Below are 22,183 nucleotides of genomic sequence, written 5' to 3' on the forward strand. Positions count from 1 at the left end.
GTCAGCCGTTTTCTTATCCTTTCGCCAATTCAAGCGCGTACGAGATGGCAGACAGTGCATAAAGAGGAGCCGTCTCCGAACGAAGGATACGAGGTCCGAACGCGCAAGCGATCGCCCCCGCCTCTATCCATTGCGTGACTTCCGCTGTGTCAAATCCGCCTTCCGGTCCCGTGATGACGAGGAGACGTTGTTTTGATTGAAGACGATTCAATGTGTTGGCAAGTGCCGACTGCTCGCCTTCTTTCGCCGATTCTTCATATGCGATGATGACTTCGTCGTATTGTTCGAATTGCTGTGACAGTTGCTTCGAAGTGAGGAACGTACATGACGGGACGACGGCCCTATACGATTGCTCAGCCGCCTCTTGCATAATTTTTTGAATACGTTCTACTTTTTTCGGCACTTTTTTCGAGTCCCATTTGGCGACTGATCGGGAAGATTCGAACAATAGAAGATGATGAACGCCGAGCTCGGTCGCTTTTTGTGCGACAAGTTCGACTTTGTCACCTTTCGGTAATGCATAAGCGAGCGTCACGTCAATCGGCAGTTCGGTATCTGATTGACGAGTCGACAATACTTTAGCCACTCCACTCTTCTTCTCAAGCGACGTCACGACACATGCGTACTCATTGCCTGTCCCGTCGAGAAGAACCATTTCGTAACCCGCCCCTTGTCGCAGGACCGTTCCGATATGATGAGCGACATCTGAAGGAAGTGTCACAACATCGCCTGTGAAAGCTTCTGGTGTCAGAAAATAACGTTGCATAGCTTATCCCTTCTTGGCGATGATCGCGACCCAGTCTTCCATCACGCGTGTCTCTTCAATCTCGAAACCTGCAGCCATCAGAGCGCTCGTGACTTCAGCCCGTTTTTCTCCGATGATACCAGACGTGATGAAGCGACCGCCCATCTTCGTACGAGCATAAGCATCTTCGATGAAGAGAAGAATGACATCGGCAAGAATGTTTGCCACGACCAAGTCATATTCTCCGTCCACACCTTTTAATAAATCTCCCGTATCCACTTGAACGAGCGATTCGACACCGTTCGTCTCCACGTTTTGACGAGCCGATTCAACGGCAACCGAATCCAAGTCTAGCGCTTTTACGCTCGTCGCTCCAAGTTTCGCAGCGGCGATCGATAATACGCCTGATCCTGTACCGACATCAATGACGCGGTCACCTTCCCGGATGTAGTTCTCAATCGCTTGAATACAGAGCATCGTCGTCGGGTGTGTCCCTGTACCGAACGCCATGCCCGGGTCAAGCAAGATGACATTCTCTTCCGGTTGTGGTGTGTACTCTTCCCACAAAGGGACAATCGTCAGCTGTTGTGAGATTTTGACCGGCTTGTAATACTGCTTCCAAGAATGCGCCCAATCTTCCTCATCAATCTCTGCGACCGTGACCTCACCTGATCCGATATCAAGCATGTTCCGGAGTCGCTCGATTTCTTTTTTCAAGTTTGCGAGCACATCTTGGAAATCACCTGAAGCCGGCACGTACGCTTTGACGTGTACTCCAGAAGTTGGATACGTTTCACGATCCGAAACGTCCCAAATCTCTCCGAAATGGTCTTCCGCCATCATTCGGTCGAAGTCTTCGACGTCCTCGATGACGACACCTTGTGCCCCCACTTCGTGTAATAAGTTCGATACGGCTTCCACCGCAAGCTGTGTCGTGTGGACACAAATTTCAGACCATTTCATCGTTTGTACACACTCCTTTTAGTGACTAAAGAACTTTTTCATTTTTTGGAACATGCCGTGTTCCTCTTCGACACCCGATTCGCCACTGATTTCTTCGAATTCACGAAGCAATTCTTTTTGGCGGTCTGTCATATTTTTCGGTGTCATGACAATGACGCTCACGTACTGGTCGCCATTTGCGCCACCACGAACACTTGGCATCCCTTTTCCGCGTAAACGGAACTTCGAGCCAGTTTGTGTTCCGGCTGGCACTTTCAAACTCACGTTCCCGTGAACCGTCGGAACTTCGATTTCTGCACCGAGTGCCGCTTGAGCGAACGTGACCGGCATTTCCATCGCAATGTGTTGGTCGACACGTTCAAAGATCTCATGAGCTTTCACGCGGACGACGACGTATAAGTCTCCGGCTGGTCCTCCGTTCACGCCAGGACCGCCTTTTCCAGATAGACGGATCTGTTGCCCGTTATCGATACCGGCTGGGATTTTCACTTCGACAGTCTGTTTCTTCTTCACATGACCTGAGCCGTGACAAGTTGGACATTTTTCTTTAATCGTCTTACCACTACCGTGACACTTGCTACAAGGACGTTGGTTGACCATACGACCGAGAATTGTGTTTTGCTCAACCGTCTCGACGCCACTGCCGCCACATTGGTTACACGTTTCTGGTTTCGTTCCAGGTTTCGCACCGTTCCCCATACACGTGTCACATTCGACTTCGATTTCGAGCTCGATTGTTTCCGTCTTGCCTGTCACACTCTCCATGAAATCGAGGTCAACAACATATTGATAATCTTCTCCACGACGCGGTGCGTTCGGGTCTTGACGACGTCCGCCGCCACCGAAGAACATGTCAAAGATATCACCGAATCCACCTTGGAAGTCACCGCCGCCTCCGAACTGGTTCGCCCCTTCAAAACCGAATCGGTCATACTGGGCACGTTTTTGTTCGTCAGAAAGCACTTCATAGGCTTCACCAATTTCTTTAAACTTATCCGCCGCATCTGCTTCTTGGTTGATGTCCGGGTGATATTGACGGGCCAACTTTCGGTATGCCCGCTTGATTTCTTGTGCCGAGGCCGACTTGTCGAGCCCAAGCACTTCATAATAATCTCGTTTCGCCACTATTCTCGCTCCTATCCTTACAATCTACGTATCGATTTTACCGATTCTACCTTAACATGGAAAGAGCCAAAGCAGAAACCTGCTTTGGCGCTCTCCTTTACAACGGCTGTTTATTTACGGTCGTCGAGATCCTCAAACTCTGCGTCCACGACATCATCGTCCTGTTTCGCTTCTGTTTGTGGTTCTGCGCCTTCAGCACCTTGCTGTTCAGCCATTTTAGCATATACTTTTTGCGTCAACTCTTGAACGACAGCTGACAATTCGTCTTTGGCTGTACGGATCGCCTCAAGGTCTGAACCTTCGAGAGCAGTTTTCGCTTTTTCTTTCGCAGCTTCTGCTTTTTCTTTGTCCGCCTCTTCCACTTGCTCACCAAGGTCTTTGATTGCCTTGTCTGTCGCGAAGACGAGTTGGTCTGTTTCGTTGCGAAGTTCCGCTTCTTCTTTACGTTTGTTATCTGCGTCTGCGTTCGCTTCAGCTTCTTTCACCATACGCTCGATTTCTGCCTCATCGATACCTGAAGAAGATTGGATTGTGATCGATTGTTCTTTGTTCGTACCGAGATCTTTCGCTGATACGTGAACAATTCCGTTTGCATCGATATCGAATTTAACTTCGATTTGTGGCACTCCACGTGGTGCTGGCGGAATGTCAGTCAATTGGAAGCGACCAAGTGTCTTGTTGTCTGGTGCCATCGGGCGTTCCCCTTGGAGGACGTGGATGTCAACAGCAGGCTGGTTATCTGCAGCAGTTGAGAACACTTGTGATTTCGATGTCGGAATTGTCGTGTTGCGATCGATCAATTTCGTCATCACGCCACCCATTGTCTCGATACCGAGTGAGAGTGGAGTAACGTCGAGAAGGACGACGTCTTTTACGTCTCCAGCGAGAACTCCACCTTGGATTGCCGCACCGAGTGCAACAACTTCATCCGGGTTTACCCCTTTGAATGGCTCTTTCTTCGTGAAGTCGTGGATTGCTTTTTGGACGGCAGGGATACGTGTCGAACCACCGACGAGAATGATCTTATCGAGGTCAGATGGTGTAAGTCCTGCATCTTTCAAGGCACGACGAGTTGGTTCCATTGTGCGTTCGACAAGGTCAGCCGTCAATTCTTCAAACTTCGCACGCGTAAGTGTCATCTCCAAGTGGAGTGGACCTGCTTCACCTGCTGTGATGAACGGAAGGCTGATGTGTGCGCTTGTGACGCCTGAAAGGTCTTTCTTCGCTTTTTCAGCTGCATCTTTCAAACGTTGAAGTGCCATCTTGTCTTTCCCGAGGTCGATGCCGTTCTCTTTTTTGAATTCTGCAACGAGGTAGTCGATGACTTTTTGGTCAAAGTCATCTCCACCGAGACGGTTGTCACCAGCTGTAGCGACAACTTCGAATACGCCATCACCAAGCTCAAGGATTGAAACGTCGAACGTACCACCACCGAGGTCATAGATCAAAATCGTGTGGTCTTCACCTTTATCTAATCCGTAAGCGAGTGCCGCAGCTGTTGGCTCGTTGATGATTCGTTTGACATCAAGACCAGCGATTTTACCAGCATCTTTTGTCGCTTGACGCTCAGCGTCGTTGAAGTATGCAGGAACTGTGATGACTGCTTCCGTGACTGTTTCACCGAGGTAGTCTTCAGCATCTTTCTTCAACTTCTGCAAAATGATTGCCGAGATTTCTTGTGGTGTGAATTTCTTGCCATCTACGTCAACTGTATGCGACGTACCCATGTGACGTTTGATTGATTGGATCGTGTTCGGGTTCGTGATGGCCTGACGTTTTGCGACCTCACCTACTTGACGCTCTTCTCCTTTGAATGCAACAACCGAAGGAGTCGTACGGTTACCTTCTGCGTTTGAGATGACGACTGCTTCGCCACCTTCCATTACTGCCACACATGAGTTTGTAGTCCCTAAGTCAATACCGATAATTTTACCCATCGTTTATTCCTCCGTCTCGTTAAGTAGTATTATTCTGCAACTTTTACCATGCTTGGGCGAATGACTCGACCATGCATCGTATATCCTTTTTGAAGCTCCATCGTCACGACGCCCGACTCGAACTCGTCGCTCGGCTCTTGCATGACTGCTTGATGGAAATTCGGGTCGAACGGCTGTCCGACTGCTTCAATCACTTCGACTTGCTCAGCATTCAATACGTCAAGAAGTTGACGATGAATCATGTCGACGCCTGATTGAATTTGCTTGGCATCCTCTGAAGTTGCTTGCACTTGAAGTGCACGCTCAAAGTTATCAATGAGCGGAATCAATTTTTCAATGACAGACTGTGAAGCAAACTTGACGCGTTTTGCATTCTCTTCATTCGTCCGACGACGGAAGTTGTCAAAGTCAGCACGAATGCGGAGTTCGCTCGCTTTCAACGCTTCGATTTCTTTTTGTAAGTCCGTCCCCTCAGAACTTTCTTCCACAATCTCAGCATTTAAAACCTCATCTTCATTTGATTCAGTTGACTCGTTCTCTTCTGTCTGTGCCGAGTCTACAGATTTTTCTTCAAGCACGTCTTCTTGTTCGTGCCCGTTTTGATGATCTGCTGTCATAGTAAAACTCCTTTCCGTCACTCATCTAGTTTCGTTCGTCGCAACGCTTCGATAATTTGTCCCATCATTTGGACACCGTGACGGTAATTCATTCGAGTCGGGCCAATCATGGCAATCGTTCCGAACGTTTTTCCATCTAGTGTATAATCCGAAGTGATGACACTACAATTTTGAAGGGCGACAATTCCGTTCTCGCTCCCAATGCTCACATAAATCTCGCGATTTGGCAACGATTCGAGCCAGTGCGTCAATCGTTCTTGCTCATCAATCCATTCTAGGAACGGTCTGAGCGTGTCTAACGTTTGAAACTCAGGTTGGTTGAAGATATTCTTCTTGCCTCCGAGATAAAGCGAAGACGGCGTTTGAATTCCAACCGTCGATTGAATCAGTTGCATCATATTTTCATATTGCTGTCGCTGCGCGAGTTGCAATTTTGCAACCTCTTCTCCGATTCGGACTTTAAGTTGTCCGATCGCTGTTCCGACGAGACGATCGTTTAACAGTCGAATCGTCTCCTCGATGACTTCAGGAGCTACACGAGATTCGAACATGACCGTACGATGCTCGACATGACCTTGATCCGTGACGATGAGAACGACACCCCGTCGCTCATCTAATGGCATAAAGTCCACACGTGCCAATCTTTCGGATTGGCTATTGGGACCGAGGGCGACCGTCGTATAATTGGTCAAATCAGAAAGGAGATCTGCAGCTTGGCGAATCAGGATCTCAGACTCTTTTGAAGATTGCTTTAAACGCTCTTCTAAGCGACCCGTTTCCCGCTCGTCGATGATTTGCTTCTCGACGAGGTGGTCCACGTAATATCGGTATCCGACCTCTGACGGGATTCGACCCGCGGAAGTATGTGGTTTTTCAATCAACCCCATGTCTTCCAAATCGGCCATATCGTTCCGAATCGTTGCCGAACTAAACGTCAAATCGTCTCGTTTCGATAACGTACGCGAACCGACCGGTTGAGCCGTCTGAATATAATCGTCAATGATGGCTCGAAGAATGAGCAATTGGCGATCTGTCAGCACAACATCACTCCTCTCTGAAAAAGTTACCTCGCTTTATTAGCACTCATATTTAACGAGTGCTAATCACACTTCAAATATTATCATGTTCTCACTATTTGTCAATTCATACACTCGGATTTTTTCACCTTTTTTACAGACGGCAAACCTGAAAAAGAAACAGTGTTTCGTTATGATAGAACGTGAGGTGATGAAATGTTTACAACAAAACAATTTAACGTATTCAAACAGGACGGACTCGACGAACGCATGTCTGGCATCCGTTCGGATATTCAACCGCTCTTCCATCGGATTTATGACGAGGTCGGATCACAACTCGAGGCAGATGTCGGAATCCCCCTCTACCTGCATGTCGCAAAACATGCACGTCGCACGGTGAACCCTCCGAAAGACACATGGATGGCCATCTGTCACGATAAGCGCGGGTATAAAAAACATCCACACTTACAAGTCGGGCTTTTCGACGACCGCGTCTTCATTTGGCTCGCATTCATCTATGAGATGCCGAACAAAGACGCAATCGCGAAACATTTGCAACAAATTGATTTTAAATCAACGTTTACTGATTTCCATATTGCGGGCGACCATATGAAAAAAGATGCGTTCCTAATTGAAGAGACATCAAACGAAAACATCCAGGCGTTGCTCGAGCGCTTCGGCACTGTCAAAAAAGCTGATTTCTTAATCGGACGACAACTGCCTGCCGATGCATCGATTCTTCAAAACGAAGACGCTTTTCTCGCTTTGGTCGAAGACACGTTCGCTCGGCTCACGCCGCTCTATCGTGATCTCGTCTTATAATGCTAAAAAATGGACAAATCCCACATAAGGGACTTGTCCATTTTTCATGACTCGGTATGCTCGAGTTTTGCCTCTCCGATAAATGCCGCGAACGCTTCATTCGCGAGTGGTAGACCAGACGCCGTCAATCGGATATGGGAGTCTGTCCGTTCAATCAACGACTTCTTCACCAAATCGTCGATGACGTGACCGAACACATGATCGAGTGCCACGCCATACTTCTGTTCAAATGTCTGAAGAGAGACCCCTGAACGCATGCGTAATCCGAGGAACAGCTCTTCTTCCATTTTTTCTACTTCTTCGAGCTCAGTCACCCGTTTCACCGGGATGCCTTCCGCTTTAATATAGTGAGGAATCGGTGCGATATTGGCACGACGTGTGCCATTTAAATAGCTGTGCGCACCTGCCCCGAATCCATAATACTCTTCGTTCCGCCAGTACACTTGGTTGTGACGACTTTCTCGACCCGGCAACCCATAGTTCGAGATTTCGTATTGCTTCAGTCCATGTCGTTCAAGTGTCTCCATCACTTTGAGATACATCTCGACCTCGACATCCTCTCCCGGTAGACGGAGCTTACCTTTCCGGTCTTGAATCGCAAACACGGTATGCGGCTCAAGAATTAAGGAATAGGATGAGACGTGTTGAATCGGAAGCTGTAGCGCTAGTTCTAAGTCTCGGTCAATCTGCTCGAGCGTCTGTTCTGGTAACCCGAACATGAGGTCAATCGAAATATTATCAAAGCGTTTCGCCGCTTCATTCACCGTTTCAAACACGTCGTCGGCGCGATGCGTTCTTCCGATCCGTTCGAGCCCACCATCGTCGAATGTTTGGACACCGAAGCTGAGTCGATTGACACCACCGGCTTTCATCGTGTCGAGTTTTTCCGTACTCACAAAGTTCGGGTTCGCTTCGACAGAATACTCTAGGTCGTCTGAAGCGAGCGGGAGGAGGTGTCGACGGACCATGTCCATCAGGCGACCCATCTGCGCTTCATTGAGCGCCGTCGGTGTGCCCCCTCCAATAAAGATGGTCTCAATCCGTTCTGTCGGAAACGCTTCGAGCGTCAATACCATCTCTCGTTCTAATGCATCTAAATATTCATCAACAGGTTGGTTTTTTAAAAACACCTTGTTGAAATCACAGTAATAACAAATATGTTCACAAAATGGAATGTGAAGATATACGGCTTTAGCCAATTTCGGCCACCCCTTTCTTCTCATTCCATTTATAACGTTTTTCGTCCGTTCTTTCCAGCCTGCGCCATCAATCAAACCGATGAATAAACAGACCGCTCTTTAATTTCGGTTCGAACCACGTCGATTTCGGCGGCATTTGTCCACCACTATCGGCCACTCGCATCAGTTGAGACATCGTCGTTTCATGACATGTTAACAACAATTGGTCAGGCACGTTCGCGAGCTGTTCCAACTCTTCTTTCGATCGATTCCCTCCCACAAAATCGATTCTCGGATCCATGCGAATATCTTCGACGTTGAAGTACGGAGCAAGGATATCATGCTGTAACACAGCGACATCGAGATCGGTTTCATCTTTTCGTTTCGATAACCTGTAATATTTTCCTCGATACGCAGCGCCGAACATGCCATGACTTTCAGGCAAGACGAGTTCATCTACTTCTGTCACTTCATACGAGAACGAAAGTCCTTCCAACATATGCTCCACTTCTTCAGGTGCGATCGTTGTCAACAGACGATGATATGGCAAAATCGTCAACTCGTCGCTCGGGAAGAGGACACCTAAGAAGTGTGTTCGTTCATTCTTTAGAGCATGCTCCTCGTCCATTCCTGACACGACTGCCGCCGCTTTCGCACGGTGATGACCGTCGGCGATATAGATGGACGGGATTGTCGCACCAATCATCATGACGCGTGCAAGTTCTCGGCTCGGAATCATAAATCCTTCGTGTAACACGCCACGATCATCCGTAAACGAGAACAACGGCTCTTCTTCCGTCGCACTGTTTAAAATCTGTTTCAGACTCGCATGTGGCGGGTGGCTAAGTAAAATCGGACCGGTATGCGCCCCCGTCGCTTGGACATGTTCGACACGTTCCCGTTCCTTCGTTTCACGGGTATGTTCGTGAATTTTGATTCGCCCGGCTTCATAGTCCGCAACTGAAAATGTGGCGACTAAGCCCGTTTGCTGACGTTCGTTCCGGGTCAATCGATATACGTAAAATCCACTCGGTCGAACCGTCAGCTCGTCTTCGTATAGACGTTCTAGCTCCTGACGAGCACGCTTTCCCCAGTCTTCGAGTGAGAGGTTTGCTTGAAGAGCTTCTGGCTTATCTACCTTCAAAAATGATTTCGGTTGCTCAGCGATGATTGCCTTCGCCTCTTCTACAGAAACGACGTCATACGGATCTGCGGCAACTTCTTTAGCGTGCACGGGCATGTATGGGCTGAACGGCTTAAATACGACCATAGTTTCCTCCTTAAAATTCTCGGACGCGAATGACGCCCTTGATGTCATACAGTGCATGAATCGATAACGGTTCATGTTCGTTGTTGTCTAAATCAATCAATGTATAGGCCATCTCGCCTCGGCTACGGTTGATCATGTTATCGATGTTCAATCCATGTGAGGCGAGCTCTCCCGTAATTTGTCCGACCATGTTCGGCACGTTTTGATGCAAAATCGCGAGGCGACGTTTGCCGGTATACGGAAGTTCCGCATTTGGGAAGTTGGCGGACGAACGAATGTTACCGGTCTCCAGATATAATTTGAGCGTCTCGACGGCTTGAATGGCACAGTTGACTTCTGATTCCTTTGTCGAGGCACCGAGATGAGGCAATGCCATCACTTGTGGATGTCCGATGAGCGAGTGTCGAGGGAAGTCGGTGATGTATAGTCCGACGTGATGATGGAATGCTTCAACTAAATCAGCATCCTTCACGAGCTCTCCACGTGCGAAATTTAAAACGGTCATCCCAGGCTTCATCCGTTCGAACCAACTCCGGTCGATACTGAAGCGCGTCTCTTTCGTCAGCGGCATATGAATCGACAAGAGATCAACAGACCCTAGAACCTCACTCAAATGCTTGGCGCGTGTGACATGTTTTGAAATGTTCCAAGCGGCATCAACCGAGAGATGAGGATCATATCCGATGACATCGACCCCGAGTTGGAGAAGGTCGTTAGCAAGTGAGGCCCCAATGGCCCCAAGCCCGATGATCCCCACTTTTTTCCCACGTAACTCCGCTCCGAGGAACTGCCGTTTCTGTTGCTCCATCGCTTCTTCCAACTGAGATTGTGACTCGACCGCCTGTTCATTTACCCAGTTGAAACCTTTGACGATCGGTCTGACCGAGAGGATCATGCTGGCCAAGACGAGTTCTTTCACCGCATTCGCATTCGCACCAGGAGTATGAAATGCCACGACTCCTTGTTTCGCCAGTTGATCAAGCGGGAGATTATTGACTCCGGCACCTGCCCTTGCAATGGCGAGCAGATGGGGCGGAATCGCTTCATCGTGAACGTTATGACTTCTCAGTACCCAGGCGTCAGCTTGATCTGATGAATTGATGATATATTCATTCGGCTCAAATCGCTTCAGACCCGCTGCAGCGATTTGGTTAAATGTTTTGATGTGATACATGGTTCTCCTCCTCAAATGCTCTCATGACGTCGACAAGGCGCACAGCACCTTCTTTTGGCATCGCGTTATAAAGACTCGCCCTTAGACCACCGACGGAACGATGACCACTGAGTTCGAGTAATCCGCGTTCAAGGGCAAATTGTTGAAAGCCCCTGTCTCGATTTCGATCACCCGTCGTGAACGGGATGTTCGTCAAGGAACGGCGTTCTCCCGACACGAGAGAAGAAAATAGATTTGAATGTTCAAGGAACGAATAGACCGTATCGCTTTTTTCACGATTCATCCGCTCCATCGCCTCGACGCCCCCTTGATCTTCGACCCACTTGAGGACACGTTCTGCCGCATACATACTGAACGTCGACGGCGTATTGAATAACGTATCGACATGAGACCCGTAATGAAGATAACTTGGTAGCTCCATCGACTGAATCAAGTCGCGGCGTATGATGACGACCGTCAGTCCTGCTGGACCAATATTTTTCTGGGCACCAGCATAGATCATCCCGAAGCGCTCAACGTCGATCTGCTCGGCAAGAATGTTCGAAGAAGCATCCGCAATGAGTGGGACATCCGTTTCGGGTATAGTCGTGAATCGGGTTCCTTCAATCGTATTGTTCAACGTCACGTGAAGATAGTCGACATCTTGAGCGAGATTCGGTTCAAATGACATCCCGCCCGCCTCATCTATGAGCGGATGGATGACCTCGACCTGTCCGAAGTGTCTGGCATCTTCCATCGCTTTTTTAGACCAAATTCCTGTATCGACATAGGCGAATCGATTTCGAATCCGTAAATTCATCGGGATCATGGAAAATTGCAGTGTCGCCCCACCTTGCAACCAAAGAACGGCATAGTTCTCAGGAATATGCATGAGTCTTCTGAGTCTTGCCTCGAGCGAGTCGACCACTTGTTGGAATGACTCTGAACGATGACTCGTTTCGATGATCGAGACCCCTTCATATTCGAATGTCAGCAGATGTTGTTGAATCTCTTGCATCACTTCTTTTGGTAGCATGCCGGGACCCGCAGAGTATGTATACGTCGACATGGTGTTTCCTCCTCTTTTGTCTGTCTAAGGGTGTACTCTTCCTTAAGCGAAGTGCCATTTCCTGCCTAAACAAAAAAATCACCCCGATTCGAACATCAGGGTGATTTAATCCAATTATTCTTCGTCCATTGATAGAACAGACATGAACGCTTCTTGCGGGACTTCGACAGACCCGACCATCTTCATGCGCTTCTTACCTTCTTTTTGTTTCTCAAGGAGTTTCCGCTTACGCGAGATGTCTCCCCCATAACATTTAGCCAAAACGTTTTTACGAAGTGCTTTGATTGTCGAACGTGCGACAATTTTTGTTCCGACGGCAGCTTGTACCGGTACTTCGAACTGCATCCGTGGGATGAGTGCTTTCAACTTCTCGACAATCACTTTTCCGCGTTCATACGCAAAGTCACGGTGAACGATGAAGCTGAGGGCATCGACCACTTCGTTATTGAGCAAGATGTCCATCTTCACGAGACGTGATTGACGATAGCCGATCAACTCATAATCGAGAGACGCATACCCTTTCGTGCTCGACTTCAATTGATCGAAGAAGTCATAGACGATTTCACTCAATGGAATCTCGTACGTGATTTTGACGCGTGTCGTGTCGATATACTGCATATCGATGAACGTCCCACGTTTCTTCTGGCAAAGTTCCATGATGGCCCCGACATAATCGTTCGGTGTCATGACGGCCGCTTTGACGTAAGGTTCTTCAATCGATTCCACTTTTTGTTGTTCCGGCATCTTCGATGGGTTATCAACGTGGACGACTTCTCCTGAAGTTGTCGTCACGTGATAGATAACCGATGGTGCCGTCGTGATCAAGTCGATCCCGAACTCACGCTCAATCCGTTCTTGGATGATTTCCATGTGAAGCATCCCTAGGAATCCACAACGGAAACCGAATCCGAGTGCTTGTGACGTCTCAGGTTCAAACTCGAGCGCGGCATCAGAAAGTTGAAGCTTTTCGAGTGCCTCACGAAGGTCGTTGTAGTTGGCTGCATCGATTGGATACAATCCACAGTACACCATCGGGTTCATTTTACGGTAACCTGGAAGCTGACTCGTGGCAGGATTTTTCGCAAGTGTGATTGTATCCCCGACACGAACATCTCCGACTGTTTTGATTGATGCAGAAAGTGTTCCTACATCACCGACGTTCAATTCTTTGACCGAGACAGGCTTCGGTGTCGATACACCGAGGTCCGTTACTTCGAACGTCTTCCCGGTAGCCATCATCTGAACTTTATCTCCTACTTTGACCGAACCGTTGACGATTCGAATCGATGCGACGACACCACGGTAGGCATCATAGTACGAGTCGAAGATCAAGGCTTGTAACGGTTCTGACGGATCACCTGTCGGAGGTGGAACAAGTTCGACGATTTGCTCGAGAATCTCTTCGATTCCAATCCCTGCCTTGGCAGAAGTCGGGACCGCATCGCTCGCGTCGAGGCCGATGACGTCTTCAATCTCTTGACGCACGCGATCGACATCCGCTGACGGCAAGTCGATTTTATTGATGACCGGAATAATTTCGAGGTCGTTATCGAGTGCTAAGTAAACGTTCGCAAGAGTTTGCGCTTCAATTCCTTGTGCCGCATCGACGACGAGAATTGCACCTTCACATGCCGCAAGCGAACGCGACACTTCATACGTGAAGTCGACGTGTCCTGGCGTGTCAATCAAGTGAAGAATATACTCTTCTCCGTCTTTTGCCGTATAGTTCAATTTAACAGCGTTCAATTTGATTGTAATCCCACGCTCACGCTCTAAATCCATCGCGTCAAGCGTCTGCTCTTTCATCTCACGAGCCGTGAGTGCACCAGTTTTCTCAAGAATCCGGTCAGCGAGTGTCGACTTTCCATGATCGATGTGAGCGATAATCGAAAAGTTACGAATCTTCTTCTGACGATTCTCTAATTCTTGTTTATTCATATATGGGTTCACCTATCCTTCTCATGCATACCGTGTCATTATATCAAAATCCTAAAGTAATGTGTACGACCTACTACAACAATACCACATATAGTTTTCAGAATAATCATCAAGTGGTTGCTTTTCATATAACCGTTTGCTACAATTGTGCTTGTTCTGTTGAATGATTACTTGAAGTAATAAGAACATACACTTTCTTGTTTCAGGAGGTGACAAACAATGGCAAACATCAAATCAGCAATCAAACGTGCAAAAACTTCTGAAAAACGTCGTGTTGCGAACTCTCAAGAGAAAGCGGCAATGCGTACAGCAGTAAAACGTGTTGATGCTCTCGTACTCGAAGGAAACAAAGAAGCTGCTCAAGAAGCTTTCGTCCTCGCTACGAAGAAGCTCGACAAGGCTGCATCAAAAGGCCTTATCCACAAAAACAAAGCAGGTCGTGATAAATCACGCCTCGCAGCTCGTATCGCTGCTCTCTAATTAGAGACCAAACGAAACAGCCGCCTCCTACTCGGAGCCGGCTGTTTTTTTGTATACCATGACGTAGTGAGGACCAATTCCGGGAATATCGAACGGTTCACCAATTCGCTCGAGACCGTTCCGTTCGTAGAAACGAACGGCCACCTCTCGGGCGTTACACCACCATGAGCTATCTAACTCTTCATGCAATGCCTGTAAGAAATGCGACCCAATTCCTCGTCCGGCTAGATCCGGATCCGTCGCCATTCCCCGAAGTTGATACGGCACCGACACGCCTTCAATTTCTCTTGATGACAACATGACAGTCGCGACCGATTGCACGTGCTCTCTTTCGATCCAAGCAAAATGACGAGTCGTCGACGACTCATCCCCTTCAAAATAACAAGTCTCAATCCCTTTACCTGGTCTGAGTACAATATGTCGAAGTGGAATCACATCTTGTAGTGATACTTGTTTCAATCCCATATTCTCACCTCACAATAAGGCCAGTTGGCAAACGAGTGTATCGAATACGATTTGTTTATCGCCACGACCTGTTTTCATCGCTTCATCCGCATCTGCAATCAACGTCAACGCTTGCGCGAGCTGCGCTTCTGAAAAATTACGACTCGCTTGTGTTGCTAGTTTGACGGTATATGGATGAGCACCAATTTTTGAAGCGATTTGTTTTTCTCCGTACCCCGCTTCTGTCAACTGCTTTGATAGATACATGTTTCGGTATTGCCTTGCTAACAAACCAAGAAGTCCAATCAGTTCTTGTCCTTGCTTCTCTAAGTCACGTACTAACCGAAGCGCCGCATCTGCGCGTCGTTTGACGAGAAGCTCAGACAGCTGAAACACGTTATCCTCTAGCGTACGTGGCACCAAATCATTCACGATCTCAATCGGAATCATCGCGCCTGTTCCTGCATATAACTGTAGTTTTTCTAATTCTCGGACTAATTTTCCCCAGTCATCCTGACATAAGAACAACAGTCGCTCCATGGTCGCCCGTTCCATTTTTTGTTGTTCCTGACTAAGCGTATCATTCACATATCGCATCAATTCTGCTTGGCTTGGCTTTTTCGCTTCGAGTACGATGGCCCGTTCTTTCAACCGTTTCACGATTTTTTTACGTTCATCGAGTTTTTCTGACTCCACAATGAGGACGAGGACCGAGTAAGTCGCGGGCTGAACGACATATTCGGCGAGACGGTCGACGTTATGCTTTTGCTTTTCTTTCGCTCCCGTCAAAAATTGGGCATTCTTGACGATGACCGTCCGAAATTCACTGAAAAAAGGCACCGTTTCCGCTTCATCGAGCGCAGTATCTAATGACGTCTCTTGGAGATCGAGTTGCATGACATCAAATTGATCACCGGATGGGTTGGCTGCCTTCACGATTCCACGTTCCCAATTTTCTAATAAATACTTTTCAGTTCCATGGAGAACATAGACGCTCGCTAGTTTACCATTATGTAACCACGGTTCATTCAAAACACACACCACTTTCACAATTTATTCTCATCTAAACATAGATTATCTTCGCATGATTCGCTATACTTATAAAGGAAGTATGATAAGGAGGGACCTAATATGCAAATTAACTCTGTACGCCCACCGAGTGAAAACCCGTTTGAAAATGATGTTCAATGCAAACGTAATGACGCGATCGACTCTGCGATCGGCTTCATCGTCCCATTTGGCTTTTTCTTCACGATTTTCTTCATCGGTGTCATCATCAAGTTCTTAAGCTTATAAGTTTTCAAACGATTGCCCCGGGGGAGCAATCGTTTTTTAGTGTATCATATTTATTCACGCACTAGTCGATGATCCCCCGACACATTCTTTTTTCACAGATGATCATCCCATCGAGATCCGTTCGCAACAAGCGACGTCCGAAAATCCGGTCTAACGTCTCCTGATGTGGGTGGCCATAACGATTGTTCGCTCCGACGCTCGCAATCACCCATTCCGGATCGATTCGCTCGAGTAGCTCTTCCCCTGACGACGTATTCGATCCATGATGCCCTAACTTAAACACGTCGACATCCACCGTCGGTAAGTTAGTCTCTTCTTCTATAGGCAAATCCCCTGTCAATAAGTACCGCATGCCACCTACGTTCATATAGAGGCTGATCGAATGATCATTTTCATCTTCATGCACTTTAGTCGGTGAGACAGTCCATATCCAAGACATCGGTCGATTTCCTGCCTCGAGATAGCGAATGGATGCCCCGTAATTCGTCGCCAACTGAAGAATCTCCTCACGCTTCTCCGCATTCGCCACTTCTTTCGATAACCAAATCTCCTTTACATGCACGAGCTTCAACAATCCTTCTAAGCCACCGATGTGGTCATGGTCCGCATGCGTCAAGAGAACAAAATCAAGTGCACGCTCCCCTCGCTTCCATATATATGGTGCCACAACGTCCGCTCCCGGGTCATACACTGTCCGTTTTTGCTCGTTGGGATCCTGAAAGACGCCGCCGACATCAATCACACCAATTGTTTCTCCTGACTCTACAACAATCGCATCACCTTGACCGACATCTAAAAATGTCACCCGTGGAGCCTCTGCCCATTCGGCCCAACCGGCAACGAGGAAACACGTCATTATGGCCATACACCATCCGAACCATCGCTTCCGTTGGACAAGAAGTAAACTTCCCCAAATCCCAATCCATAAAGCGACTTGCTGCGGAAATGTCAGTTCATGCAACGGTAGCCATGGTCGATTCATATCGTGCATGGAGAACATTCCGTTGATGGCATCTAGGATCACCATGAATATTGGTGTAATTTCTGGAACGACCCAAACGGTCAGTGCGAGCGGCATCATCACCCATGATATGCAAAACGCCATGATGATATTGAAAAGTGGTGCAGCGACGGATAGAATCGGTTGAACTTGCCAAAGGACGAATAATCCAAATAGTTGGGCAAACACGGACAACTCCAACAACCCGGTCCACAGTTGTCTCGTGACCAACAAGAAGAACGTCATCCCGACCGTTAACTGAAACCCTAAGTTTGAGAGAAGGTGTGGTTGAAAGGCAAGCATGGCAGCTGCGCACCAACTTAAGAGACGAATCGAGTCCCTTACCGATACACCAAATAAAGAAAGGATGAGCAACACATCTGCCACGAGGACAGCTCGTGCGACCGGTGGTGAAAAACCTGTCAGCCATCCGAACGCCGTAATCGTCAATAGAATCAATACCGTCTTCGTCTCTCGTCGAATCGGGATTGGTCGAAACATTGCTCGAAGCGCGACGATCAGCATGGCGATATGCGAACCTGAGATGACGAGAAGATGCAGGAGACCCGTCACTCGATATGAGAAAGAAGTCTGTTCGTCGAGCATCCGGCTCTCACCGAACAATAAGGCCTCTATGTATAGCGCGACATCGCCGCGATATTGTTGTTCAATCTGTTGGAGACGTCTCTCTTTCCACCTCAGCATCCAACCGTCCATCCCTGCTGTCGGACGGCACTCGTCGATTCGCTTGATCTTTCCTTTAAAGGATAAGTCCGCGCTAGCCGCCCATTTCTGTTCGTCAAATCCCCCGATGTTCCGTAACGGCTGAAACAGTTCTTGTTCCATTTCTACAAGACACGTCTCACCAGGTCTACCAATCGAGAGCTCTCTCCCCCGCAACACACCTTGATGAGTCCCCACGTTCCCATATAATCGGGCCGTCTTCCCATTCTCTTTACGACTCTCAATCGAGAACACGATTGTGTCTGTCGGTGTCCATTCTGCCGGATCGGCATGTAGCCATGCAATCAGGATGAGGAAAATGACACCGAGTTTCGCATATAGATGTTGTCCACCTCGAGACGCGACATATAACACACCGGAAACGATTGTGACGAGGTAGATTCCTTCAATTAATCCGGTCACCATCACGATCGCAAATAGTGGAAATAACGGCATCTCATGGTACCAATAAGTAAGGTTTCATACTTTCTAATGTTTTCTCCCCAAATCCTTTCACATCACCTAAGTCCTCGTATGTTTTAAAGGGACCATTCTCTTTCAGGTGGTTCAAAATCGCGTCTGCTTTTGCAGGACCAATACCAGGGACCGACATCAACTCGTCTTTCGTGGCACTATTCACGTGTACCCCATTTGCTTCTAACTCTGTGCTAGGTACCTCTTGTGCAATCGGCGCTTCTCCTTTTTTCGGTACGATGATTTTTACACCGTCCACGAGTAGTTGTGCCAAGTTCAATTGTTCCGGGTCGGCTTCATCTGTTAATACGGCCAACGAGAGAACATCCCCGACTCTAGCACCTTCTGGCACGGTATAGACGTTCGGAGACTCGACCGCACCTGTGACATAGACGACGATTTCTAATCGCTCTACGGTCTCATCCGGAACTACTTCTCCTGATTCTACGACGAATTCATCGACGACACGTTCTTCTGGCTCTTTACTATAAAATAAATAACCAACACCTAAAAACAGGACGACGACAACACCGATGATGACCTGCTTCCACTTTTCCAAGACGATTCTCCCCCTGTTTCGACTATTGTATCTAGTATGCCGAATCCATCGTGACTGCACTTGTCCCGTTCCAGGTCTTAATCCCTTCTCAACGGAGTCGTTTGCTTGCCTGCAATGTACCCAACCTTCATACAATATGAAAGATAATCATTCATTTTCTTGCGACAATAGAAGAAGGGGCCCAACATTCGAAACAGCAAAAAAAACCGAAAACCAATAGGTGGTCTTCGGTCCTTCTGCATAAGGATCATTACTCTTCCTCGAAATGCTGGACTTGGTCAGCGAGTGCCGCAGCCTGTCCTTCTAGTTCTTGCATCAACGTAAAGATTTGATCAAAGCTTGCTTGTTGTTCTTTCATTGAAGCAGCCACTTCTTCATTTCCAGCTGCCAATTCTTCTGTCACGCCCGATACTTCCTCGACACGACGCAACACGTTGTTCACTTCACTACTAGATGTGCGCATCTCTTGCTCAATTGTACGGACGAACGAGGCGACATGGTCTGTACGTTCATGGATGCGGTTGAACGCTTCCTTCGTCAAACCGAATGCTTCAAGCTGTGCTTCTTGTTCGCGTTTTGATTCGTTCACCGTTTCTGTCAATCGCACGACTTCTTGTTGAATCGTCTCCACGACATGGAAAATCGAGCGGGTTGCCTTATTGCTCTCTTCGGCCAACTTTTTAACCTCGCTCGCCACGACTGCGAACCCACGTCCTGCTTCACCTGCACGAGCCGCTTCAATCGCTGCGTTCAAGGCAAGTAAATTCGTCTGAGCCGCCACGTCTTCCACGAGTTTCGCCATCGATTCGATCTCCGCCGTTTGTCTAGCAAAATGATCCATTCTCGTGACAAGCACTTCATTTCTTTCGCTCGAGCGATCAAGGATGTGTTCCTGATCCGTCAACGTCTCAATCCCGGCTGCCACTTCTCGTGTCATCTCAGTCGTTTCTTCTGTCGTCTGTTTCGTTTGATTCAAGCTCGTCTCGAACGACGTCGCCATCGTATGGACCGAGCTGAGCGTCTCTTGCAATTCATTGGCGATGGACTGCGCACCATGCGCCATTTCATCCACTGCGTTCGTGATGTTTGACGTCGTGCTGACAACCGCTTCATTTTCAGCCGCTGCCGTTTCCGTCATCCCATTCACTTTCATCGATGTCACACGAATCGAACCGATGACCGTTTGCAGAGATGCCGTCATCTCGCGCATCGCGCGTTCTAGTCGTCCGATTTCATCATTGCGCGTCGATTCTGGCAATGTGACAAGACGTCCTGAAGCGATGGCTTCTGCGACTTTCACGTTGCGCTCGAGCGGGCGTGTGATGGAACGTGCGAAGAAGAAGTTGTAAATGCCGAGCGCTAGGACAACGAGAATCGTCAACAAGATTGAGATGAATAATAGACGCTCCGTTTCATTTGCCGCCTCTACTTGAAGCGCCTCGTAGAACGAACCGTTCTTTGCAATCAGTGTGTTGATATCATTTAACAACCCTTCGAGCTTGGCAGCTTGAATCCGAGCTCCAATCCCACCTTCTAATGCAGACTCCACATCCTCGTTCACCTGCTCATACTTCATCGTGGCTCGTTCTAGATGATTCGAAAACTCAGGAATCAAGTAAGACTGTTTTAATTCATCAAACGTTTCCGTGTTCAATACACGGATGCGTTCAAGTTGAACAAGTGTAGACTGATTCGACTGTTCGCCAAGCGACGTCCAGAGCGACTGTTCTTGTAAGAGTGACGTCTCGAGCTGAGACAATTCAATCATTTGACTCCCGTACTGTTCATTGTAAGTCTGCAGACGGTTCAAGGTCGACAAGACATAACTCATCATGAGAACAATCAAGACGACGGTGAACACCGTTGAGAAGATAAACCGTTTACGTAAACTCATTGTAGTGTCCCCTCTTTCAGTTGACGTTCGACCGATTCATACTGAGTCGTCTCATTCTCATCCCACTGAATGCGACGAAGCGGCGCTAGACCGACGCCACCTTCTTCAATCCCAAGGATGACATGATCATTGAACGGCTGTGTCGTCACACGACCTGCGATTTCAACAATCGCCAAATCGACTTGTTTCAACATCGAAGTCACGACCGCATCAGGTGCAATCATCGATTGATCGCTATCGACTCCGATTGCCTTAATCCCATACTTTTCAGCAGTCTCCAATACCCCGACTCCTGTGAGGCCAGCTGCCGCATAGAGGACGTCTGCCCCCTCTTTGATTTGTTTCTCCGCTAGTTCGCGTCCAAGTTCGGGTGAGGCGAAGTCGTTCGAGAAATCAACGAGCATCTCGACATCCTCGTTTACGAATTTTGCTCCACGCTCAAATCCTGCCTCGAACTTTTGAATGAGTTCAATATCCATACCACCGATAAAACCGATTTTATCCGCCTCCGTCTCAAGACCGGCTACCGCACCCGCGAGAGCACTGCCTTCTCCTTCTTCAAACGTGACATTTAAAACGTTCGGTAAGGCTGACACGCCATCGATGAGGGCAAATTGTTGATTCGGATGTTTTGCCGCTACCGTCTCAAGATCTTCCTGACACGCAAAACCGAGACCAACAATCACATCATGTCCCTCTTTGACCAACTCTTCAAACCCTGCCTGATATGTTTCTGTCTCGGATAATTCGCGATAGTCGACGAACCATTCGCCCGTCTCACGTAACTCCCCCATGCCACGCATCGCCGCATCACTGAACGATTGGTCCCCGAGACCAACATCCGATAGGACGACGCCCATCGTCTGACGTTCTTCAACAGCGGCAGTCGGGTCATCGATGACCGACTGACAACCGGACAACCACAGTGAACAAGCTGTGATTGTACTGAGCATTATGCTTTTCTTCATGTATTCCATACTCCCTCTCTCTATTGGTCTGACAACTCTTTTATCGACAGAGAAGACACGGTTCTCCATCATTATTTTTAAAAGTTGTGGGAATAAAATATCGGGATATCTGAGAATGTCAGATGTTTCAAAAGGAAATTTTTTCTAATTGTTGAATATACATATGAATGACTTTGATGACAAATCCGAAGGGAGGATGAAGGAAATGATAAAAAAGATCATTCGACATAGTTGGAACGTCATATCTGGATTATTTGTTCTCTTATTGTCACTTTGGTTGAGTGGTCCTGGTATAGCAGAGACAGACACCCCACAATATCGTTGGTATTTCATGCTTTGGTTTGTACTATGGACGGTCGGTTTTGTTTTACAGTTCAGGCCGCGAACGAAATGGTTCGGTCTATTCATCACGTTCGTGCCGACGTTGTATTATTTTATTTCCGTCCTAAAAGCATTTGAAGTCATTTCATACTAGTCGATCATGTACAAAAATCAGAGCCATAGACGATGTC

21 protein-coding genes are annotated in these 22,183 nt (G+C 47.9%); 4 read left to right on the top strand and 17 right to left on the bottom strand.

Annotated elements, in window-relative coordinates:
- Positions 1-13 precede the first annotated feature (13 nt).
- The 6 genes from KNO99_RS12735 to hrcA form a co-directional block, all read right to left on the bottom strand.
- Positions 14-766 carry a 16S rRNA (uracil(1498)-N(3))-methyltransferase gene (locus KNO99_RS12735; protein WP_214749248.1) on the bottom strand — a complete coding sequence of 251 codons (753 nt, stop codon included), beginning with the start codon at positions 764-766 and terminating at the stop codon, positions 14-16.
- Positions 767-769: 3 nt separating this feature from the next.
- Entirely contained in the window at positions 770-1,708 is a 939-nt protein-coding gene (prmA, locus tag KNO99_RS12740; RefSeq protein ID WP_214749252.1) for a 50S ribosomal protein L11 methyltransferase, read from the bottom strand.
- Positions 1,709-1,726: 18 nt separating this feature from the next.
- Entirely contained in the window at positions 1,727-2,833 is a 1,107-nt protein-coding gene (dnaJ, locus tag KNO99_RS12745) for a molecular chaperone DnaJ (protein WP_214693130.1), read from the bottom strand.
- Between the two features lie 110 nt (positions 2,834-2,943).
- A complete protein-coding gene (gene dnaK / locus KNO99_RS12750) occupies positions 2,944-4,770 on the bottom strand; it encodes a molecular chaperone DnaK (protein ID WP_214693135.1) in 1,827 nt (608 codons plus the stop codon).
- 29 nt (positions 4,771-4,799) lie between these two features.
- Complete coding sequence (gene grpE, locus KNO99_RS12755; protein ID WP_214749255.1) at positions 4,800-5,387, bottom strand: nucleotide exchange factor GrpE; 588 nt, start codon at positions 5,385-5,387, stop codon at positions 4,800-4,802.
- Positions 5,388-5,404: 17 nt separating this feature from the next.
- Positions 5,405-6,427, bottom strand: coding sequence for a heat-inducible transcriptional repressor HrcA (gene hrcA / locus KNO99_RS12760; protein ID WP_074033386.1), 1,023 nt, complete (start codon positions 6,425-6,427; stop codon positions 5,405-5,407).
- 192 nt (positions 6,428-6,619) lie between these two features.
- On the opposite strand from hrcA, the gene KNO99_RS12765 reads away from it, so the two are divergent.
- Positions 6,620-7,225: a DUF1054 domain-containing protein gene (locus KNO99_RS12765; protein ID WP_214749258.1), complete on the top strand. Its 606-nt coding sequence runs from the start codon at positions 6,620-6,622 to the stop codon at positions 7,223-7,225.
- Positions 7,226-7,269: 44 nt separating this feature from the next.
- Here KNO99_RS12765 and hemW read toward each other — a convergent pair whose 3' ends face one another.
- From hemW to lepA, 5 genes are all read right to left on the bottom strand, one after another.
- Positions 7,270-8,424 carry a radical SAM family heme chaperone HemW gene (gene hemW / locus KNO99_RS12770; protein WP_214749261.1) on the bottom strand — a complete coding sequence of 385 codons (1,155 nt, stop codon included), beginning with the start codon at positions 8,422-8,424 and terminating at the stop codon, positions 7,270-7,272.
- Between the two features lie 67 nt (positions 8,425-8,491).
- On the bottom strand, positions 8,492-9,673 hold the full coding sequence (locus KNO99_RS12775) for a DUF1015 domain-containing protein (protein ID WP_214749264.1): 1,182 nt from the start codon (positions 9,671-9,673) through the stop codon (positions 8,492-8,494).
- Between the two features lie 10 nt (positions 9,674-9,683).
- Positions 9,684-10,847 (bottom strand): phosphoglycerate dehydrogenase, encoded by a 1,164-nt coding sequence (locus tag KNO99_RS12780; protein WP_214749267.1) that lies wholly within the window; start codon positions 10,845-10,847, stop codon positions 9,684-9,686.
- The gene (serC, locus tag KNO99_RS12785; RefSeq protein ID WP_214749270.1) at positions 10,825-11,895 is read right to left on the bottom strand and encodes a 3-phosphoserine/phosphohydroxythreonine transaminase; all 1,071 of its coding nucleotides are present in this window, start codon (positions 11,893-11,895) and stop codon (positions 10,825-10,827) included. Before serC ends, KNO99_RS12780 begins: the two co-directional genes overlap by 23 nt.
- A gap of 114 nt (positions 11,896-12,009) precedes the next feature.
- Entirely contained in the window at positions 12,010-13,833 is a 1,824-nt protein-coding gene (gene lepA / locus KNO99_RS12790) for a translation elongation factor 4 (RefSeq protein WP_214693159.1), read from the bottom strand.
- A 219-nt stretch (positions 13,834-14,052) separates the two neighbouring features.
- Between lepA and rpsT the strand changes: the two genes are divergently transcribed.
- Complete coding sequence (rpsT, locus tag KNO99_RS12795) at positions 14,053-14,313, top strand: 30S ribosomal protein S20 (RefSeq protein ID WP_012726675.1); 261 nt, start codon at positions 14,053-14,055, stop codon at positions 14,311-14,313.
- A 27-nt stretch (positions 14,314-14,340) separates the two neighbouring features.
- Here rpsT and KNO99_RS12800 read toward each other — a convergent pair whose 3' ends face one another.
- Positions 14,341-14,778, bottom strand: coding sequence for a GNAT family N-acetyltransferase (locus KNO99_RS12800; protein WP_214749272.1), 438 nt, complete (start codon positions 14,776-14,778; stop codon positions 14,341-14,343).
- A 9-nt stretch (positions 14,779-14,787) separates the two neighbouring features.
- Complete coding sequence (gene holA, locus KNO99_RS12805) at positions 14,788-15,798, bottom strand: DNA polymerase III subunit delta (RefSeq protein WP_353047388.1); 1,011 nt, start codon at positions 15,796-15,798, stop codon at positions 14,788-14,790.
- Between the two features lie 90 nt (positions 15,799-15,888).
- Between holA and KNO99_RS12810 the strand changes: the two genes are divergently transcribed.
- Entirely contained in the window at positions 15,889-16,053 is a 165-nt protein-coding gene (locus KNO99_RS12810; RefSeq protein ID WP_012726678.1) for a YqzM family protein, read from the top strand.
- A 61-nt stretch (positions 16,054-16,114) separates the two neighbouring features.
- Here the strand turns inward: KNO99_RS12810 and KNO99_RS12815 are convergent, their stop codons facing one another.
- From KNO99_RS12815 to KNO99_RS12830, 4 genes are all read right to left on the bottom strand, one after another.
- A complete protein-coding gene (locus KNO99_RS12815; RefSeq protein WP_214749275.1) occupies positions 16,115-18,232 on the bottom strand; it encodes a DNA internalization-related competence protein ComEC/Rec2 in 2,118 nt (705 codons plus the stop codon).
- Position 18,233: 1 nt separating this feature from the next.
- Complete coding sequence (locus KNO99_RS12820) at positions 18,234-18,809, bottom strand: helix-hairpin-helix domain-containing protein (RefSeq protein WP_214749277.1); 576 nt, start codon at positions 18,807-18,809, stop codon at positions 18,234-18,236.
- Positions 18,810-19,059: 250 nt separating this feature from the next.
- A complete protein-coding gene (locus tag KNO99_RS12825; RefSeq protein WP_214749280.1) occupies positions 19,060-20,703 on the bottom strand; it encodes a methyl-accepting chemotaxis protein in 1,644 nt (547 codons plus the stop codon).
- Entirely contained in the window at positions 20,700-21,671 is a 972-nt protein-coding gene (locus tag KNO99_RS12830; protein ID WP_214749283.1) for a BMP family lipoprotein, read from the bottom strand. The genes KNO99_RS12825 and KNO99_RS12830 overlap by 4 nt, the downstream gene beginning before the upstream one ends.
- A gap of 205 nt (positions 21,672-21,876) precedes the next feature.
- Between KNO99_RS12830 and KNO99_RS12835 the strand changes: the two genes are divergently transcribed.
- Positions 21,877-22,146, top strand: coding sequence for a hypothetical protein (locus KNO99_RS12835; protein ID WP_214749286.1), 270 nt, complete (start codon positions 21,877-21,879; stop codon positions 22,144-22,146).
- The last annotated feature ends 37 nt before the right edge of the window (positions 22,147-22,183 follow it).

The organism is Exiguobacterium sp. s189, from assembly GCF_018617615.1.
GTDB lineage: Bacteria > Bacillota > Bacilli > Exiguobacteriales > Exiguobacteriaceae > Exiguobacterium > Exiguobacterium aestuarii_A.

Bases quoted from the DNA above. Each gene is read 5' to 3' on its own strand.
- KNO99_RS12765 (WP_214749258.1), top strand. From the start codon at position 6,620: ATGTTTACAACAAAACAATTTAACGTATTCAAACAGGACGGACTCGAC.
- rpsT (WP_012726675.1), top strand. From the start codon at position 14,053: ATGGCAAACATCAAATCAGCAATCAAACGTGCAAAAACTTCTGAAAAA.
- prmA (WP_214749252.1), bottom strand. From the start codon at position 1,708: ATGAAATGGTCTGAAATTTGTGTCCACACGACACAGCTTGCGGTGGAA.
- KNO99_RS12815 (WP_214749275.1), bottom strand. From the start codon at position 18,232: ATGCCGTTATTTCCACTATTTGCGATCGTGATGGTGACCGGATTAATT.
- lepA (WP_214693159.1), bottom strand. From the start codon at position 13,833: ATGAATAAACAAGAATTAGAGAATCGTCAGAAGAAGATTCGTAACTTT.
- KNO99_RS12800 (WP_214749272.1), bottom strand. From the start codon at position 14,778: ATGGGATTGAAACAAGTATCACTACAAGATGTGATTCCACTTCGACAT.
- KNO99_RS12830 (WP_214749283.1), bottom strand. From the start codon at position 21,671: ATGAAGAAAAGCATAATGCTCAGTACAATCACAGCTTGTTCACTGTGG.
- KNO99_RS12835 (WP_214749286.1), top strand. From the start codon at position 21,877: ATGATAAAAAAGATCATTCGACATAGTTGGAACGTCATATCTGGATTA.
- KNO99_RS12810 (WP_012726678.1), top strand. From the start codon at position 15,889: ATGCAAATTAACTCTGTACGCCCACCGAGTGAAAACCCGTTTGAAAAT.
- KNO99_RS12780 (WP_214749267.1), bottom strand. From the start codon at position 10,847: ATGTATCACATCAAAACATTTAACCAAATCGCTGCAGCGGGTCTGAAG.
- serC (WP_214749270.1), bottom strand. From the start codon at position 11,895: ATGTCGACGTATACATACTCTGCGGGTCCCGGCATGCTACCAAAAGAA.
- dnaK (WP_214693135.1), bottom strand. From the start codon at position 4,770: ATGGGTAAAATTATCGGTATTGACTTAGGGACTACAAACTCATGTGTG.
- KNO99_RS12775 (WP_214749264.1), bottom strand. From the start codon at position 9,673: ATGGTCGTATTTAAGCCGTTCAGCCCATACATGCCCGTGCACGCTAAA.
- KNO99_RS12735 (WP_214749248.1), bottom strand. From the start codon at position 766: ATGCAACGTTATTTTCTGACACCAGAAGCTTTCACAGGCGATGTTGTG.
- KNO99_RS12825 (WP_214749280.1), bottom strand. From the start codon at position 20,703: ATGAGTTTACGTAAACGGTTTATCTTCTCAACGGTGTTCACCGTCGTC.
- grpE (WP_214749255.1), bottom strand. From the start codon at position 5,387: ATGACAGCAGATCATCAAAACGGGCACGAACAAGAAGACGTGCTTGAA.